At 67.7% G+C, this 16134-nt stretch carries 17 protein-coding genes; 6 read left to right on the top strand and 11 right to left on the bottom strand.

Annotated elements, in window-relative coordinates; all coding sequences use genetic code 11:
- Positions 1 to 73 precede the first annotated feature (73 nt).
- Positions 74 to 1321 carry an efflux RND transporter periplasmic adaptor subunit gene (locus AC07M7_RS15350; protein WP_136639125.1) on the bottom strand — a complete coding sequence of 416 codons (1248 nt, stop codon included), beginning with the start codon at positions 1319 to 1321 and terminating at the stop codon, positions 74 to 76.
- Between the two features lie 202 nt (positions 1322 to 1523).
- On the opposite strand from AC07M7_RS15350, the gene AC07M7_RS15355 reads away from it, so the two are divergent.
- The 4 genes from AC07M7_RS15355 to AC07M7_RS15370 are packed head-to-tail and all read left to right on the top strand — an operon-like array spanning position 1524 to position 5013.
- Entirely contained in the window at positions 1524 to 2420 is an 897-nt protein-coding gene (locus AC07M7_RS15355) for an ABC transporter ATP-binding protein (protein WP_136639126.1), read from the top strand.
- Positions 2417 to 3193, top strand: a complete 777-nt coding sequence (locus tag AC07M7_RS15360) for an ABC transporter permease (protein ID WP_495207790.1) — start codon at positions 2417 to 2419, stop codon at positions 3191 to 3193. Before AC07M7_RS15355 ends, AC07M7_RS15360 begins: the two co-directional genes overlap by 4 nt.
- A gap of 6 nt (positions 3194 to 3199) precedes the next feature.
- A complete protein-coding gene (locus AC07M7_RS15365; protein ID WP_136639128.1) occupies positions 3200 to 4414 on the top strand; it encodes a sensor histidine kinase in 1215 nt (404 codons plus the stop codon).
- Complete coding sequence (locus AC07M7_RS15370; RefSeq protein WP_005407733.1) at positions 4411 to 5013, top strand: response regulator transcription factor; 603 nt, start codon at positions 4411 to 4413, stop codon at positions 5011 to 5013. Before AC07M7_RS15365 ends, AC07M7_RS15370 begins: the two co-directional genes overlap by 4 nt.
- Positions 5014 to 5584: 571 nt before the next feature.
- Here the strand turns inward: AC07M7_RS15370 and AC07M7_RS15375 are convergent.
- The 9 genes from AC07M7_RS15375 to AC07M7_RS15415 form a co-directional block, all read right to left on the bottom strand.
- Entirely contained in the window at positions 5585 to 6121 is a 537-nt protein-coding gene (locus tag AC07M7_RS15375; RefSeq protein WP_046984568.1) for a cytochrome b, read from the bottom strand.
- Positions 6118 to 7221 carry a catalase family peroxidase gene (locus AC07M7_RS15380; protein WP_136639129.1) on the bottom strand — a complete coding sequence of 368 codons (1104 nt, stop codon included), beginning with the start codon at positions 7219 to 7221 and terminating at the stop codon, positions 6118 to 6120. The genes AC07M7_RS15375 and AC07M7_RS15380 overlap by 4 nt, the downstream gene beginning before the upstream one ends.
- Before the next feature lie 143 nt (positions 7222 to 7364).
- Positions 7365 to 8732: a leucyl aminopeptidase family protein gene (locus AC07M7_RS15385; protein WP_495207791.1), complete on the bottom strand. Its 1368-nt coding sequence runs from the start codon at positions 8730 to 8732 to the stop codon at positions 7365 to 7367.
- Positions 8733 to 8735: 3 nt separating this feature from the next.
- A complete protein-coding gene (locus tag AC07M7_RS15390; protein ID WP_046984571.1) occupies positions 8736 to 9455 on the bottom strand; it encodes an HAD family hydrolase in 720 nt (239 codons plus the stop codon).
- Positions 9456 to 9486: 31 nt separating this feature from the next.
- Positions 9487 to 10596 carry an AI-2E family transporter gene (locus AC07M7_RS15395; RefSeq protein WP_012509798.1) on the bottom strand — a complete coding sequence of 370 codons (1110 nt, stop codon included), beginning with the start codon at positions 10594 to 10596 and terminating at the stop codon, positions 9487 to 9489.
- A 67-nt stretch (positions 10597 to 10663) separates the two neighbouring features.
- A complete protein-coding gene (locus tag AC07M7_RS15400) occupies positions 10664 to 11125 on the bottom strand; it encodes a protein sip-5 (RefSeq protein WP_495207792.1) in 462 nt (153 codons plus the stop codon).
- Positions 11122 to 11592, bottom strand: coding sequence for a phage holin family protein (locus tag AC07M7_RS15405; protein WP_004137827.1), 471 nt, complete (start codon positions 11590 to 11592; stop codon positions 11122 to 11124). The genes AC07M7_RS15400 and AC07M7_RS15405 overlap by 4 nt, the downstream gene beginning before the upstream one ends.
- 8 nt (positions 11593 to 11600) lie before the next feature.
- Positions 11601 to 11966 (bottom strand): hypothetical protein, encoded by a 366-nt coding sequence (locus AC07M7_RS15410; protein WP_004137828.1) that lies wholly within the window; start codon positions 11964 to 11966, stop codon positions 11601 to 11603.
- A gap of 101 nt (positions 11967 to 12067) precedes the next feature.
- A complete protein-coding gene (locus AC07M7_RS15415; protein ID WP_012509800.1) occupies positions 12068 to 13501 on the bottom strand; it encodes a Do family serine endopeptidase in 1434 nt (477 codons plus the stop codon).
- Between the two features lie 491 nt (positions 13502 to 13992).
- Here AC07M7_RS15415 and AC07M7_RS15420 point away from each other — a divergent pair, with 491 nt between their 5' ends.
- Positions 13993 to 14913 carry a histone gene (locus AC07M7_RS15420; protein WP_495207793.1) on the top strand — a complete coding sequence of 307 codons (921 nt, stop codon included), beginning with the start codon at positions 13993 to 13995 and terminating at the stop codon, positions 14911 to 14913.
- 107 nt (positions 14914 to 15020) lie between these two features.
- Positions 15021 to 15707, top strand: coding sequence for a hypothetical protein (locus AC07M7_RS15425; RefSeq protein WP_337303103.1), 687 nt, complete (start codon positions 15021 to 15023; stop codon positions 15705 to 15707).
- A 15-nt stretch (positions 15708 to 15722) separates the two neighbouring features.
- On the opposite strand, the gene AC07M7_RS15430 is transcribed toward AC07M7_RS15425, so the two are convergent.
- Complete coding sequence (locus AC07M7_RS15430; RefSeq protein WP_005407745.1) at positions 15723 to 16082, bottom strand: DUF1428 domain-containing protein; 360 nt, start codon at positions 16080 to 16082, stop codon at positions 15723 to 15725.
- Between the last annotated feature and the right edge of the window lie 52 nt (positions 16083 to 16134).

Below are 16134 nucleotides of genomic sequence, written 5' to 3' on the forward strand. Positions count from 1 at the left end.
CAACGGCCGGCACGCGTCGAACAGTGGTGCTTTCCAGCGGTACTGCCGGTGGCGCCATGCGGGCGCCGGGCCGTTACTGCGCTTGCTTCTGCTTGACCCTGGTGCCGTCGCGCAGGGTGTCCGGCGGGTTGACCACCACCGACTCCCCTGCGCTCACGCCCTTGAGGATCTGGCGGTCCTTGCCCATCGCCTGGCCCGCCTCGACCGTGCGCTGCTGCACGCGGTTGTCATCGCCCAGTGCGAAGGCCACCGACGCGCCCTCACGCTCGACCACCGCAGTAGCCGGAACGCGCACGCCCTGCGGCTTGGCTTCGGTCTGCGGCTGTGCCTGTTCCAGGAAGCTGACCCGCACGCCCATCTCCGGCACGATGCGCGGGTCCTTCACCTTCAGCGCCACGCGTACCTTCACCGTGGCCTTGCCGCGGTCGGCGGTGGGGATGATGGCGATCACCTCACCCGGAATCTTCCATTCCGGATAGGCGTTGAGCGTGGCTTCCACCGGCATCTTCGGCTGCACGCGGCCGATGAAGGCTTCGCCGACCTCGACTTCGATCTCCAGCGATTCCATGTCGACGATGGTGCCGATGCCGGTACGGGTGAAGCCACCACCGGCCGACAGCGGCGAGACGATCTCGCCGGGCTGCGCAGCCTTGGCGGTGACCACGCCGGAGAACGGCGCGCGCACGATGTTGTTGTCCACGCCCAGGTCGGCGATGGCCAGCTGGTCGTTGGCCACCTTGACGTTGCGCTGTGCGGTGTCCAGCTGTGCACGCAGGCTGTCGCGCTGGGCCACCGCCTGGTCGTACTGTGAGCGCGACACCAGCTGCTGGCCGACCAGTGCCTGCAGGCGGCCGGCTTCAGCGGCGGCCTGCTTCTGCTGTGCTTCCAGTCCGGCCACCTGGCTGCGTGCGGCCTGCAGCTGCGAGGCGTACAGGCTGCGCTGCGCGTCGGCATCGATCGGGTCCAGCGTGGCCATGATCTGGCCCTGCTCCACGCGCATGCCTTCCTCGATCATCACCTCGCGAACCTTGCCGGTGATCTTGGCCGACACCGTGGCCATGCGCCGGGCGACCACGTAGCCGCTGGCGTCGAGCACCGAACTGCTGGCGCTGCCCTGTTGGATGGCCACCGCCGGCGCGGTGTCCACTTCCACGGTGGGCGCGCGGCCGAACAGTGCGAATGCACCACCGGCCAGCAGCACGATGATCACGGCCACGGCGATCCACAGCCAGCGGCGGCCACCACTGCCGCCACTGGAGGCGGGCGGCGGCGACTTGCGGTCGATACGGAGTTCCTTCAACAGCTCGGCAGAAGCGTTCATTCGTTCCATCACAGGCGTTCGGGCGGGTGTGACCGGAAGGGCAGGCAGCGGCGGTTCCGGCGGTGGAGCGTGCGGCACAGCATGAAGGCAGGTGCATCGGCGATGGCAGTGACAGCTGTCATCCGATGTCATTGACGGCGGCAACTGCGAAATGTGACCACGGCGGCACAGGATGGCAACGTCCCCGCTACCGGTACCGCACATGGATACGATCGCCCCGTCGCTGGCCCGCCTGCAGCAGGTGCAGGTGCGTTACCGCGACCATACCGCCCTGCATGGCATCGACCTGCAGGTACGCGCTGGCCAGGTGCTGGCGCTGCTGGGCCGCAACGGTGCCGGCAAGAGTACCGCGATCAGCGTGTTGTTGGGCCTGCGCCGCGCCGATGGCGGGCAGGTCGAACTACTCGGCGGCGACCCGCAGCAGCGGACCAGCCGTCTCGGCCTGGGCGTGATGCTGCAGAGCACCAGCCTGCCGCCGATGCTGCAGGTGGACGAACTGGTGGCACAGGCCAGTGCCTGCTACCCCGACCCGATGCCGCTGCAGGAGGTACTGCAGCGCGCCGGCCTGCAGGCGCTCGCGCGCCGCCGCTACGGCCAGCTGTCCGGCGGCCAGCAGCGCTGCGTGCAGTTCGCCATCGCGCTGTGTGGGCGGCCACGCGTACTGTTCCTGGACGAGCCCACCACCGGCCTGGACATCCAGGCGCGGCAGGCGATGTGGCAGGCGATCCGGCAGCTGGTGGCCGAAGGCTGTGGTGTGCTGCTGACCACCCATTACCTGGAGGAAGCCGAAGCGCTGGCGCAGCAGGTGGTGGTGCTGGAGCAGGGCCGGGTACTGGCCGACGCACCGTTGAGCGAGCTGCGCCTGGCCGACCGCCCGCGCCGCATCCGTTGCCGCAGTGGGTTGCCCATTGAGGACGTACGGCAATGGCCGGGCGTGCAGCAGGTGCAGCGCGACGGTGAGCATCTGCAGATGCTGGCGAGCCCGGCCGAGCCGGTGGTGGCGCGTCTGCTGGCCGCCGACGCGCAGCTGCGCGAGCTGGAAGTACAGGGCGCGGCGCTGGCCGACGCCTTCCTCGACATGACCCGGGAGGCCGCATGAACACCCTTGTCCGCACCGCCAGGTTGCCGCTGCCTGCATGGCGCCAGGCCCTGCGCCCGTACCGCGCCGAACTGCTGGCCGAACTGCGCCGGGCCTGGCGCACGCCGGCGTTCGCGGTGCCCTCGCTGCTGTTTCCGGTGCTGTTCTATCTACTGTTCGGCGTGCTGCTCGGGCGCGGGCATGCGCCGCTGTACCTGCTGGCCACCTACTGCGTGTTCGGTGCGATGGCTCCAGCGCTGTTCGGCTTCGGCGTGCAGCTGGCGCTGGATCGCGAAGGCGGCCTGCTGACCCTCAAGCGCGCGCTGCCGATGCCGGCGGCGGCACCGCTGCTGGCACGGCTGGCGATGGCGGTGATGTTCGCGCTGCTGGTGGCGTTGCTGCTGATAGGCGTGGCGCGTGTGCTCGGTGGCGTGCAGCTGCAGGCGTTGCAGATGGTGCAGCTGCTGGCGGTGGCGGGTCTGGCAGCACTGCCGCTCGGAGCGATCGGTCTGCTGATCGGCAGCCATGTCAGTGCCAGTGCGGCGCCGGCGATGGTCAATCTGGTTTATCTGCCGCTGGCCTTGCTGTCGGGCCTGTGGTTGCCGCTGTCGGCACTGCCTCAGCTGTTCTCGACGATGGCACCGCTGTGGCCGACCTGGCACCTGGCGCAGCTGGCGTTGCCGGTGGTCGGGCTGCCGGCGGTGGGCAGCCTCGCCGGCCACCTGCTGGTGCTGCCGGTGGTGACCGTGGTCGCGTTGCTGCTGGCGCGCCGGCGCCTGCGCCGGATCGGCTGAACTGGCATGATCGGCAGCGATCGTCCCCGCCTGGATCCTCCCGTGTCGTCGAGCTGGCTTGCGTCCCTGCTGCGCCCTGCACCGGATTCGGCGGTGGCCGAACTGCTGCGGCGTGGCAAGTCGCCCTGGAGCGGCGCAATCCACCTGCTGTGGTCGGTCTGGATCTTCCTCACCCCGGTGCTCGGGAACGGCTTCACGCTGCGCTGGCTGCTGCTGACCCTGGCCAGCTATCCGTTGTTCCTGCTGCTCTATGCCAAGGTGATGCTGGCGCCACGGCACCACGCGTGGCGCTACGCGCTGGGCATGATCGTGATGGCCCTGGTACTGCTGCCATGGTATCCGTCGGGGTTGAGCTACTTCGTGTTCGGCTGCGTGATGATCCGCATGAGCAGCCGCGGCGGCTGGTGGGTATACCTGCTGCAGTTGACCGGACTGAATCTTCTGTTCTGCAGCACCGCGCTGTACTTCGGCTATCCGTGGCAGGCCATGGTGTGGATGCCGGCGGTGTCGTTCATTGTCGGCCTGGTGGTGAACGTGGAGGCCTTGAGCCATCAGCGCGACGTGGCCCTGCAGCTGTCCCAGGACGAGGTGCGACGGTTGGCGACCACCGCCGAGCGCGAGCGTATCGGCCGCGACCTGCACGATCTGCTGGGCCACACCCTGTCGCTGATCACGCTGAAGCTGGAACTGGCGCGCAAGCTGTACGACCGCGATGACGCGCGTGCACGGCAGGAGATCGGTGAAGCCGAGGCCATCGCCCGCGAAGCGCTGGCACAGGTACGCAGTGCGGTGACCGGCATCCGTGCCAGCGATCTGGCCGGCGAACTGGCATCGGCGCGGCTGCTGTTGGAATGCCAGCAGGTGCACCTGCAGTACACGGCGCCGCCAGCGATGCCGGTGGAGGTGGAGCGCGGGCTGGCGCTGGTGTTGCGCGAGGCCGCCACCAACATCGTGCGCCATGCACAGGCGACCCGGGTGCAGGTGGATTTCATGCTTGAGGACCGACAGTTGGCGATGCAGATACGCGATGACGGCCGCGGCGGTGTGCAGGCCGAGGGCAATGGATTGAGTGGCATGCGTGAACGGGCGGCGGCGCTCGGGGGACAGCTGACCCTGCAGTCGCCGCGCGGCGAAGGTACGCTGCTGACCGTGCGCGTGCCCCTGGTGGCCGCCACCATGCCGCTGTCGTCGGCATCGTTGGCACAGGGGGGCGCGGCATGATCCGCATCCTGCTGGCCGAAGACCAGGCGATGGTGCGCGGCGCACTGTCGGCGCTGCTCGGCCTGGAACCGGACATTGAAGTGCTGGGCAGTGCCGCCGATGGCGAGGCCGCCTGGCGCATGCTGCAGCAGCTGCAGCCGGACATCCTGGTCACCGACATCGAGATGCCGGGCCTGAGCGGGCTGGAGCTGGCGCAACGCATCGCCCGCCACGAACTGCCGATCAAGGTGGTGATCGTGACCACCTTCGCCCGTGCCGGTTTCCTGCGCCGCGCGCTGGAAGCTGGCGTGCTGGGCTACCTGCTGAAGGACGCACCGGCCGAAAACCTGGCCGATGCACTGCGCAAGGTGAAGCAGGGCATCCGCGCGATCGACCCGCAGCTGGCGCTGGACGCCTGGTCGCAGGCCGATCCACTGACCGACCGCGAACGCCGTGTGCTGCGGTTGGCGGGCGAGGGCCGTACCGCCAGCGAGATCGCCGAGCAGCTGGGGCTGTCGCACGGCACGGTGCGCAATTACCTGTCCGAGTGCATCGGCAAACTGGGCGTGGCCAATCGGATCGAAGCGTACCGGCTGGCGCGGCAGAAGGGGTGGTTGTAGGGGCGTGCCCCAACGCATCGGTAGCGCCGGGCCATGCCCGGCGGATCATTTCCGCGACTGCGGAGGGGTGTCACTTTTCTTTTCGCGCGAAAAGAAAAGTAACCAAAAGAAACGCGCCGCCAGCCACGAGCCGGTGCTGCGCACCGGTGCCCTGTGCTTCTCGGTGAATCAGGGGACGGCGCCGAACTCGCTACGCTCAAACACCGGCGCCTCTTCGCCCCTGATTCCCCTGCGATGCTCGGCTCGCTCAAGGCGGACCCAACATCAAGAGCGACAGCTGCACCCAGTAGATCCACGCCATGCGTGGATGCCGTTGCCGTTGACCTTCCAGTCCGCCTTCAAGCGAGCCGAGCACCGCAGGTCCGGCGAGGGCGAAGAGGTGCGGGTGTCTGAGCGCAGCGAGTTCCCGCACCGTCCCTCGACGGACCGAGGAGCGCAGGGCACCGGCGTGCGAAGCACGCCGGCTCGCGGCCGGCGGAGCGTTTCTTTGGTTACTTTCTTTGCGCGCAAAGAAAGTGACACCCCTCCGCAGTCGCGGAAAAGGGCAGCCGGGAACCCCCGGCGACCCCATTCAATCCTTCCCGCGTGCCATCGCCTGGAACACGCCATCCCGCCGCACCCACAGGTGGAACAGCGCTGCACCCACATGCATCAGCACCGTGGCGAACAACACATACGCCAGAAGGCTGTGCGCATTGCGCAACGCGGCGTACAACGCCGGGGTATGCGGCACGATCGGCGGCAGATGCAGGCCGCCCCACAGCACGATCGGGTAACCGCCGGCCGACAGCATCGCCCAGCCGATCAGTGGCATCGCCAGCATCAGCGCATACAGCATCCAGTGCGAGGCCTTGGCCGCCATCGCCTGCCATACGGGAAGATCCGCCGGCAACGGCGGTGGGCGATGGCGCAGCCGGTTGTACAGGCGGAGCAGCACCAGTACGCCGATGGCGATGCCCAACGGGCGGTGCAGGTCGATCAGCACCGGCCGCAGGTGCAGCGAGGCGACCATGGTCACGCCAATGAACAGCATGGCGATGATCATCAATGCCATCGCCCAGTGCAGCACCCGTGCCAGCAGGTTGAAGTGGCCGTTGCCGGTGCTCATCGTGCGGCCTCCTTCGGTTGTTCGACGTTGCCGCTGGCGCGCTCGCGTTCGCGTCGGTTGAAGGATTGCGAGTACACGGCCGAGCGGGCGGCCAGGATCGGATCGTCACTGCCACGCACGCCACTGGGCAGGATCAGTGGATCGAAGTTGATCTGTCCGCAGGCGCCTTCTTCCTGCGACTGCAGGCGGTCCAGGCTAAGTACGCCGGCCACCACCTGTTCACGCGACTCGGGCCACGGCACCGACGGATCATCGATGGCATCGCCGGGTTCGGCGGTGGTGACGACGAGGTTCCAGCGCACCGGGCCACTGGCCAGGCGCTGCTGCAGTTCCTGGCTGAGGAAGTCGACGCTGGCCTGCTTGCGCGTGTCCGCATCCATCTCCACCACCGGCGCCTGCGGCTGCCAGCGCCAGCGCACCGCGCGCTTCTGGCCCTGCACATTGGTGAACCAGAAGCTGTTGACGCTGTTGAAGGTGGTGTTGGCCCAGCTGCTGGTCCACGGCGCTGTCTTGGCCCATTGCTGGAACGCCTGCGCACTCGGGTACTTCGCCAGCACCGCGGCCATCTTCTGCGGGTCGGGCTTGCCGGTGGTGGGGTCGGGGATGGAGGCGCGCGTCTGCTCGTAGAACGCCTCGGCGTTGGGTACGGCGAAGAACGGGAAGCTGTTCATCGCCATCCGCCATTCCTGGCCGTCGTCGCTGACCATCTGCACAGCGAGGCTGCGCACGCGTGCGGTGTTGTCCGCGCCGTAGGGGTCGCCACCGCCGATCGACAGGCGGCCCATCACGGGTACCTTCTGCTGTGAAAACACCCGTGCGCTGGACAGCGTCGGCGCCTGCGCACTGGGCTCGAACCAGCCGCTCACGCAGATGCCCTTGCTGTGCGCACGGCGGAAGCCGGGATGGGCCGGGCCGGTAGCTTCGATGGTGTCGGTGAAGCGCTGCGCGGTCAGGCGGTTGCCAACCCAGCCGGCCAACCAGGCGAAGGTCAACGCGACCGCCCCCAGAATCAACGCGATCAGTGCGATCCAGAGCAGCGGTGAGTGCTTGCGCGGTGCGCCCGGTGTCTGGCCGGCGCGGGTGTAGCGGAAGAGCGACATGGTCGGTGTCCTGCCTTCACGGAGCGTGTGGGTGGTCGACCCACACATCCTCGCAGAACCCGGCCGGGGCCGGAATTCAATTTTTCGTCAGATTTACCCGCTGCATCAGGGCAGGTTGCGCCGGGCCATGCCCGGCGCCTCCATCAGGCGTAACGCGCCTTCAGCATCGCCCACGCCGAGCGCAGCGCCAGTGCTTCACCACCGGCCGGCCGGCCCGGGCGTTCGCCGTCGTTCCAGGCGTACACGTCCAGATGCGCCCAGCGCTGGCCGTCTTCCAGGAAGCGTTCCAGGTACAGCGCAGCGGTGACCGAGCCGGCCATGCGCGAACCGGCGTTGGCCAGGTCGGCGATACCGCTGCTCAGGTAGCGCAGGTACGGGCGCCACAAAGGCATGCGCCAGACCGGGTCGCGGGTTGCGTCGCCGGCCTGCAGCCACTGCTGGGCCACGCTGTCGTCATTGCTGAAGAGCGCCGGCAGATCAGGGCCCAGCGCGATGCGCGCAGCGCCGGTGAGGGTGGCGAAGTCCAGCACCAGGTCCGGTTTCTGTTCGCTGGCGAAGGTCAGCGCATCACACAGGATCACGCGGCCTTCGGCGTCGGTGTTGTCGATCTCCACGCTCAGGCCCTTGCGGGTGGCGATCACTTCGCCCGGGCGGAACGCATCCGGGCCGATCGCATTCTCCACCGCCGGCACCAGCAGGGTCAGGTGCACCGGAAGCCCGCGAGCCATGACCAGGCCGGCCAGGGCCAGTGCGTGTGCAGCACCGCCCATGTCCTTCTTCATGTTGCGCATGCCGTCGGCCGGCTTAATGTCCAGGCCGCCGGTATCGAAGCACACACCCTTGCCGACCAGCACCAGTGCAGGATCGGTTTCCTTGCCCCAGCGCAGCACCACCAGGCGCGGCGCGCGGTGCGAGGCGCGGCCGACGGCATGGATGGCCGGGAAGTTCTGCTTCAGCAGTTCATCGCCGGTGATCGCCTCGACTTGGGCGCCATGTGCCTGAGCCAGGGTGCGCGCTGCGTCTTCCAGCTGCTGCGGGCCCATGTCTTCGGTCGGGGTGTTGACCCAGTCACGCACGCGCAGGCTGGCGGCGATCAGATCGGCCACTTCACCGGACGGTGCAGCCACCAGCTGAGCGGGGGCGCGGTTACGCTTGCGGTAGCGGTCGAAGCGATAGCTGCCCAGGCCCCAGCCCAGCTGCAGCAGTGCCTGCTCCTCGGCCGGCAGTTCAGTCGCCAGCTGCCACACGCTGCCTTCCGGCAGGGCGTGCGGGGCATGCGCATAGCTGTAGGCATCGGCGCGGTCACCAACGCCGATCACCGCACCGGCCAGGCCGTCGGCACCCGGCAGCAGGGCCACGCTGTGTGCGCCGGCATTGAAGCCCTGCGATGCCAGCCAGGCCTGGATAGCGGCTGGCTGGCCGTCCTTCCATGCCGCGAACTGCTCGCGGCCCAGCACATGCAGTGGCAGTGCTGCGGCGGTTTCGGCGGTGAAACCAGTGATCTCGCTCATGCGTCAGGTACTCCGGGGTGCGGCGGCATCGAGGTTGTCATCCAACCAGTCGGCCAGGCCGGTGAGGGTGTCGAACTGCAGGTCCGGCTGCAGTTGCGGATGGGTCCAGGTGGCGGCTTCGCGGTTGATCCAGCAGCCGCGCAGGCCGGCGGCGATCGCCCCGGCCACGTCCATCTCGGCGTGGTCGCCGACATGCAGCACCTGTGCCGGCGCCACACCCAGGCGGGTGCAGGCGGCGTGGAAGATGCTCGCTTCGGGCTTGGCCGCGCCGTGTTCGCGCGCACCCAGCTGGAAGGCGAAATGATGGGCCAGGCCGATCCGCTCCAGATCGGCATTGCCGTTGCTCAGCGCTGCGACCGGTACCCGCGCGGCAATCCGCGCCAGTGCATCGATCGCATCGGGATAGCACTCGACCTGGTTGCGCGCGGCGTAGAACGCCTCGTAGGCCGGTTCGAGCAATTCCAGGCTGGCACCGCTGTTCTGCAGGGCCTCCTGCAGCGTCAGCCGGCGCAGCGCGCTCAGGTCATGGTGAAGGTGTGGATTGTCTCGGAACGAGCGCTCGCGCAGTTCGCGCATCGCCGCCAGCGGATACATCTCGGCAGTGGCGGGGCTGTGTTCACGCATCCACTCGTGCAGGACCAGGTCGATGCGGGCGCCGATCGGGGCGAACGGCCAGAGCGTGTCGTCGAGGTCGAGGGTGATGGCTTGGACAGGGAAATTCACCCTGCCATTCTACCCCCGCCAGCGCGGGCTTTCATTCCAGCAGGCGCGCCCATCCCTGCATGCCGTCCAGCCGTGCCAGCACCAGCTTGATGCAGACCAGCAGCGGTACTGCCAGCAGCAGGCCGATCATGCCCCAGGCCCAGCCGAACAGCATCAGCGCCAGGATCAGTACCAGCGGCGACAGCTTCATGCGCCGCCCCAGCACGATCGGGGTCACCATCTGTCCTTCCAGGGTGTGCAGGCCCAGGTAGGCGGCTGCGGGCAGCAGGGCCTGCAGCGGGTCGCGGAACTCGACGAAGCCCATCAGCAGCATCAGTGCCACGCCGATCAAGGGGCCTACATACGGTGCGAAATTCAGCAGGGCGGCCACCGTGCCCCACAGCAGCGCTTCCTGCAGGCTGATGCCCAGCAGCATCAGTACGCCGGCGAACACCAGTCCGACCAGGGTGTTGATCACGCTGATGGTCAGCACGTAGCGCGACACCTCGCGCTCGATCGACCGCAGGATGTCGCTGGTGAAGCGTTGCTGCTGGCGGTTCGGGAACAGGGCGATCGCCGCGCGCTGCAGGCTCTGCCCGTAGATCATGAAGAACAGGGTCAGCAACACCACTGCCAGCACCGAGGCGGCCAGACGCGGCGCACGGGTCAGCATGCGGTACGGGTCGTCCAGCTGGGTGCGGATCACCTGCACCTTGCGGTTGCTGTCGCCGCCAGCGACGCGTGCAAAGTTCTCCGCGGCCTGGTTGGCCTGCTGCACCGGCTTGGTCAGGTCCTGCACCTGGCGGGCCACCTTGCGCAGCTGTTGCGGGGCTTCCTGCGCCCATTCCATCGCCGGGCCGATCAGCTGCACGGCCAGCGAACCGGTCACGCCGAGGCCGGCACCGAGGATCAGCAGCGCGCCCAGCGCACGTGGGATCCACAGCTTCTGCAGCAGGCGCAGGATCGGGTTGCCGACCAGCGCGAAGAACATCGCAAGCAGCACCGGCAGGATGATGTCCTGTGCGGCCCACAGCGTATAGCCCACCGCCAGCGCGGCCAGCACCACCAGCGACATCGGCCCGCGCGGGCGCGATGGCGGCGGCAGTGGCGCCTCGGGCGCTTCCGGGCCAGCCGGTGACGGGGACAGGAGGGACTCGCTCATCGACGCATCAACCGGAAAGGGGAGCGCATTATCCGCCGGCCGCGATCGGCGCGGCGGATCCCGTGAATCAACGTTCGGACAGCTCGGTCGCCGCTTCGGCCGGACGCGGTTCGCGCAGTTCCGGTTCCGGCGCTGCCTGCGGTTGTGGTGCTGGTGCCGGTCGTGTGCCCGCCGCTGATGCTGCCGCCTGTGCATGTTCGCTGCCATCGTCGGCTTCTTCAGCCGCATCGTCGGCGGTGGCCGCGGCCTGCGCTGCCATCGCCGTAGCGAATGCAGCCTGCGCGCTGGCGAACAGGTTCGACACCGACCCCACCATCTGCAGCCAGCGTGCGCCGTTGACCTTGCCCGGCACTTCCAGCTTGCCGGCGATGAAGCCACCGGCCAGGCCCACCACGACGATGCGCAGAGGCGACCAGCCCTGGCGCCAGACCTGGCTGAGCGTGCCCCAGTGGTCCTGGGTCTCGCCCATGCGCACGGTCACCACCTGTTCGCAGCGCTTTACCCGCCGCTGCAGCGCGCCGAACTTCATGGCTTGCCCTCCGGCAGCTGTACCCCGGCATCAGGGTCGTCCTCGCTGGGCTCATCGAACAGGCCCAGGCGCGACAACTGGCGCCGGGTGGCGTGCATGCCGGTGTGGTGGAAGAAGTAGGACACCCGCCAGATCGCATAGCCGGTAACGGCCAGGCTCAGCAGCGAGGTGATCAACAGGGCCTGCAGCCAGCTCAGGCCCCAGCTCTGCAGCAGGGCGATGAGCGTGGCGGCCATCAGCAGCCAGGCCGAGGCTCCAAACACGATCGCCACGCCGGCCCAGGCCAGCGCGCGACCGAATGCACTACGCGCCAGCGCAAAGTCGGCAGAGGCCAACCGGCGCAGGGAGCGTACCGTGTGCTTGGCAGAATCGGCGGCGGCACGACCGGCCGCGCCGACCTGGCGGATGCTCTCATCCAGCGGCGGGGTAGCCGCCGGATCAGGCGCTTGCGCGTTCTCTTCGCTCACGCTGCGGCTTACTTGTCGCTGCTGCCGCGGGCCAGCTTGGCGATGATCCAGCCAGCTGCGAAGGCGACACCGAACGAAGCCAACGGACGTTCGCGGATCAGTTCAGCGGCGCTGTCGATCAGGTCCTTGCCCTTGTCCATCAGTGCGTCGACCTGTTCCTTGGCCGCGGCTCCACCGAATTCGGCGGCGGCCAGGCCGGACAGCGCGCTGTCGGACAACTCTGCCTTGACGTTGGCCTTGCCGATGCGCAGTTCGTCGGTTGCTGCACCGGTTGCGCCCTTGATCGCACCGCCGGCAGCGCTGGCGGCCTGCTTCAGGTGGGAACCGGCTTCACCCAGGTGGTCCTTCAGGTTCTCGGTATTGGTGGGGCTCATCGAATCACTCCTGTTGCGATGGGGGAACGGGGGACGGCGGCGCCGACCTGGACTGACAGCAATAGCATTGCCGGGGTATAGGGGGTGTTACGGCTGGGCGATCAGCGCATCACGAGCTGGCCCTGCTGCTGGCCATTGTTGCGCAGCACGCGCAGCACCAGGGTGGGGGGGCGCTGCTGGAAATTGGCGCGCCAGCTGGCCAGGTCGGCGAATTCACCTACCGTTGCATCAGTGATGATGTCGCCCTGCTGCAGCCCGTTGCTGGCGGCGCGGCTGCCGCGCTTGACCTCGCTGACCAGCACGCCGCCAGCGCCGGACTGGCGCAGCGATTCGGGCAGGTCGACGAAGGTGGCACCGCCCAGGCGCGGGTCCAGGCTGTCGCCGGTGACCGCGCGTGCCTGTTCCTTCAATATCGCCTTGATCTGCAGCGGCTTGCCTTCGCGACGCACGTCCAGCGTCAGCGGGCTGCCCACTGTGGCCAGGCCTTCCACGTTGTGCAGCGCCTCGGCGCTGTCCACGCGCTGCCCGTTGGCCGACACCACGACGTCGCCCGGTTTCAGGCCCGCAGCGGCTGCGGCCGATCCGGCCAGTACGCGCGTGACCAGTGCGCCACGGGTTTCGCCCAGGCCCAGGCCCTGCGCTATCTGTGCGGTCAGGTTCTGGCTCTCCACGCCCAGGGTGCCGCGCACCACTACGCCGTGCTTGACCAGCTGGTCGACCACGCTGCGCGCCAGGTTGGAGGGGATCGCCAGGCCCAGGCCGATGTTGCCGGCCATGCTGCCCTGCGGGTTGAAGCTGGCGGTATTGATGCCGACCAGCTGGCCCTGCAGGTCGACCAGTGCGCCACCGGAATTACCCGGGTTGATCGACGCATCGGTCTGGATGAAGTTCTGGTAGCCCAGCCCGCGGATGCCGCTGCGGCCCACCGCCGAGACAATGCCGGAGGTGACCGTCTGGCTGAAGCCGAACGGGTTGCCGATGGCCACCACGAAGTCGCCCACGCGCAACTGGTCGCTGTTGCCGAGCTTGATGTCGGTCAGGTTCTGCGCCGGGATACGGATCAGCGCGATGTCGGTATCGCGGTCCGAGCCGAGGAACTCGGCCTTGACCGTGCGCCCGTCGGCCAGTGTCACCTGCACGTCATCGGCGTTGTCGATGACATGGTGGTTGGTCAGTACCAGGCCTTCCTTGGCATCGATGATCACGCCCGAGCCGAGCGATTCATTGATGCGCTCCTGCGGGATGTCCGGGAACAGACGGCGGAAGAACGGGTCGTTGAAGAACGGGTTGCGCACCCGCACGACCTGCTTGGTGTTGACGCTGACCACGGCCGGCATCGCTTTCTCCAGCATCGGTGCCAGTGACGGCACCGCCTGCCCGGCCACCGAAGCTGGCAGCGCGGCGGCGGTGGGCAGCACCGCCGGCAGCGGCGCTGCATCGGCTCGGTTGTCCAGGTGCGCATTGAGGCCGGTGGCAACGAAGCCACCGAAGGCGGCGGCGATTGCGAGCGTGAGCAGGGTGGGAAGCGGTCGCATGGGAGTCGGTTCGCTGGCGTGGGTGGGGGCCGTTCGGCTCTACGGTAAAACAAGCTGAATGAGTGTGTCGCGATCTGGATAAATGCGCCATGAAAACGGAACGCCGGAAAGCGGGGCCACTGCCGCCCGCTTCGGGGTGGTGGCGTCATCAGTGGAGGTGCCTGGTGCACGTTCGTGCGACATCGGATGCATTGCAGATACAGGCCGATACTTGCGCAGTTCGGCGCAACCGGGTGCCGCGATGCGCCATAAAGCACTCCTTCGCCTGCATTCGATCAAGCACGTGCAGCGAACGCCCGCCGCAGCCTCGCCAGCGCGGCTCAGTGCTGAAAAGAAGGGTTTTCCTGCACACATGTATCGCCGGCAAGGGCGGTGGGCTACACCATCAGCGTCGCAGCAGATGCGATTGCTGGCGCGTGCCCCGTTCCACGATCGTCAATGTCGGTATAGCATCGCCCCGTTTTGATACTTAAGGCCCCCAGGAGGGCAACATGAGCAACGGTAATGGTGTGTCGGTCGTGACCGACGCCGTCGAGAACGTCAAAGAAACCGCCACCAACGTTGGCGAGACCATCGCCCACGCCGCCGAAGACGCCGTGAAGTCGGTCAAGAAGACCGTCAAGCGCGCCACCAAGGCTGCCGGTACCCGCGTTGCCAAGGCCAAGAAGGCTGTGGCCAAGGTCGAGAAGACCGTTGCCAAGAAGGCCGAGAAGGCTGCCAAGTCGGTCGGCAAGACCGTTGCCAACGCCAAGAAGAAGCTGGAAGCCGCCAAGAAGAATGCCAAGGCCGAAGCCGCTGCCCTGAAGAAGGAAGTGGCCAAGAAGAAGGCAGCTGCAGGCAAGGCCGTGACCAAGAAGGCCGCTGCTGCCAAGAAGACCACCAAGGCCGCCACCAAGGCTGCCGGCAAGAAGGTCGCTACCGTGAAGAAGGCCGCCACCAAGAAGGCTGCCGTCGCGAAGAAGGCTGTTGCCAAGAAGGCCAAGGCCGCCAAGAAGGTTGTCGGCAAGAAGGTCGCCACCGCCAAGAAGGCTGTGGCCAAGAAGACCGTCGCTGCCAAGAAGGTCGCCGGCAAGAAGGTCGTGGCTGCCAAGAAGGTTGTCGGCAAGAAGGCTGCTGTCGCCAAGAAGGTCGCCACCAAGAAGACCGCTGCTGCCAAGAAGGTTGTCGGCAAGAAGGCCGCCGTTGCCAAGAAGGTCGTCGGCAAGAAGACCGCTGCCGCCAAGAAGGTCGTCGGCAAGAAGGCTGCCGTCGCCAAGAAGGCGGTTGGCAAGAAGGTTGCCGCCACCCGCAAGACTGTCGCCAAGAAGGCTGCGCCGCTGAAGAAGGTCGCTGCCAAGAAGGCTCCGGCCAAGAAGGCTGTTGCCAAGAAGGCACCGGTCAAGGCCGTGCGCAAGGTCGCCAAGCGCAAGTAATCGCGCGGGTACCGAAGGCCCTGCCACCTACCGGGTGGTGGGGCCTTTCGCGTTTCTGGGACACGGGATGGGGCAAGATGCAGGTTCTTCCCGCCGGAGCCCCGGGCATGCGCGGTATCGACTTCAGCTCCTGGCAGGGCGTGCTGTCCACCCTGGCCGGCCTGGTCCTGATCACCCTGCTGGGCGTGGGCATCCGCCTGCTGGTGATGCAGACCCTGCAGCAGCGGCGCGAGCGCGAGAACCGGCAGATCAACGAGCGCCTGCGCACGCTGATGGCCGCCTACAAGACCCTGGGCGGCTCGTTCACCGGTGAACTGGGTGTCGATCCCAGCCACCGCCGCGACCTGCGCCAACGCGAAGATGCCGAAGGCATCGCCGAACCCCGCTCGGATCGCGCGCGCCGCATCCGCGACGCCGTAGAAGCGGCGCTGTCGGACATCCTGCTGCTGGGCACCGATGAGCAGGTACGGCTGGCCGCGCGTGCGGCCAACGAGTTGGCGCAGGGACGACCGGTGCACACCCACGATCTGGTGGTTTCACTGCGCGACTTCGTGCGCGAAGCGCTGGACCTGGCGCCGATCCCGGCCGATCTGCAGATTCCGCCGCAGGGCCCGACCCGCCCGGGCGGTGCCAGTGGCAAGGGCCGCACCGATGGTGATGCGAAGGGCGGCCGCACTGGAGGCGGCAGCGGTGGGGGCGGAATGGGCGCCGGCATGGGGGGCGTGGGTCTGGGCGCCGGCGCCGCACTGGGCGCCGGCCATGCCTCTGCCAGCGATGAAACGGACGCGCGCTGAGCACGTCCGCCCGGTTCAGCGCGTTAGTTCGTAGATCGGCACGAAGCCGCCGTAGATCATCCGCGCGCCGTCGAACGGCATCGGATTCGTCGCCGGATCAAACCGCGGGTCTTCCATCATCTTCTTCATGCCGGCGTCGCGGGTCGGCTTGTCCGGCCATTCGATCCAGGAAAACACCACCGTCTCGTCTGGCGTGGCTTTCACCGCGCCGAAGAAGTCGGTGGTCTTGCCGTGCGGCACGTCATCGCCCCAGCACTCGACCACGCGCAGCGCGCCGTATTCGATGAAAACGGGATCCCCTGTGCGTGCATGAGCGAGGAACTTCTCTTTGTTGGCGGTGGGCACCGCCAGGACGAAACCATCGATGTAGCTCATTGCTGCCTCCGGATGGACCGTGCCGCATGCACGGCCTTCAAGTACCCGACGA

The sequence above is a fragment of the Stenotrophomonas sp. GW821-FHT09E08 genome (assembly GCF_059416125.1).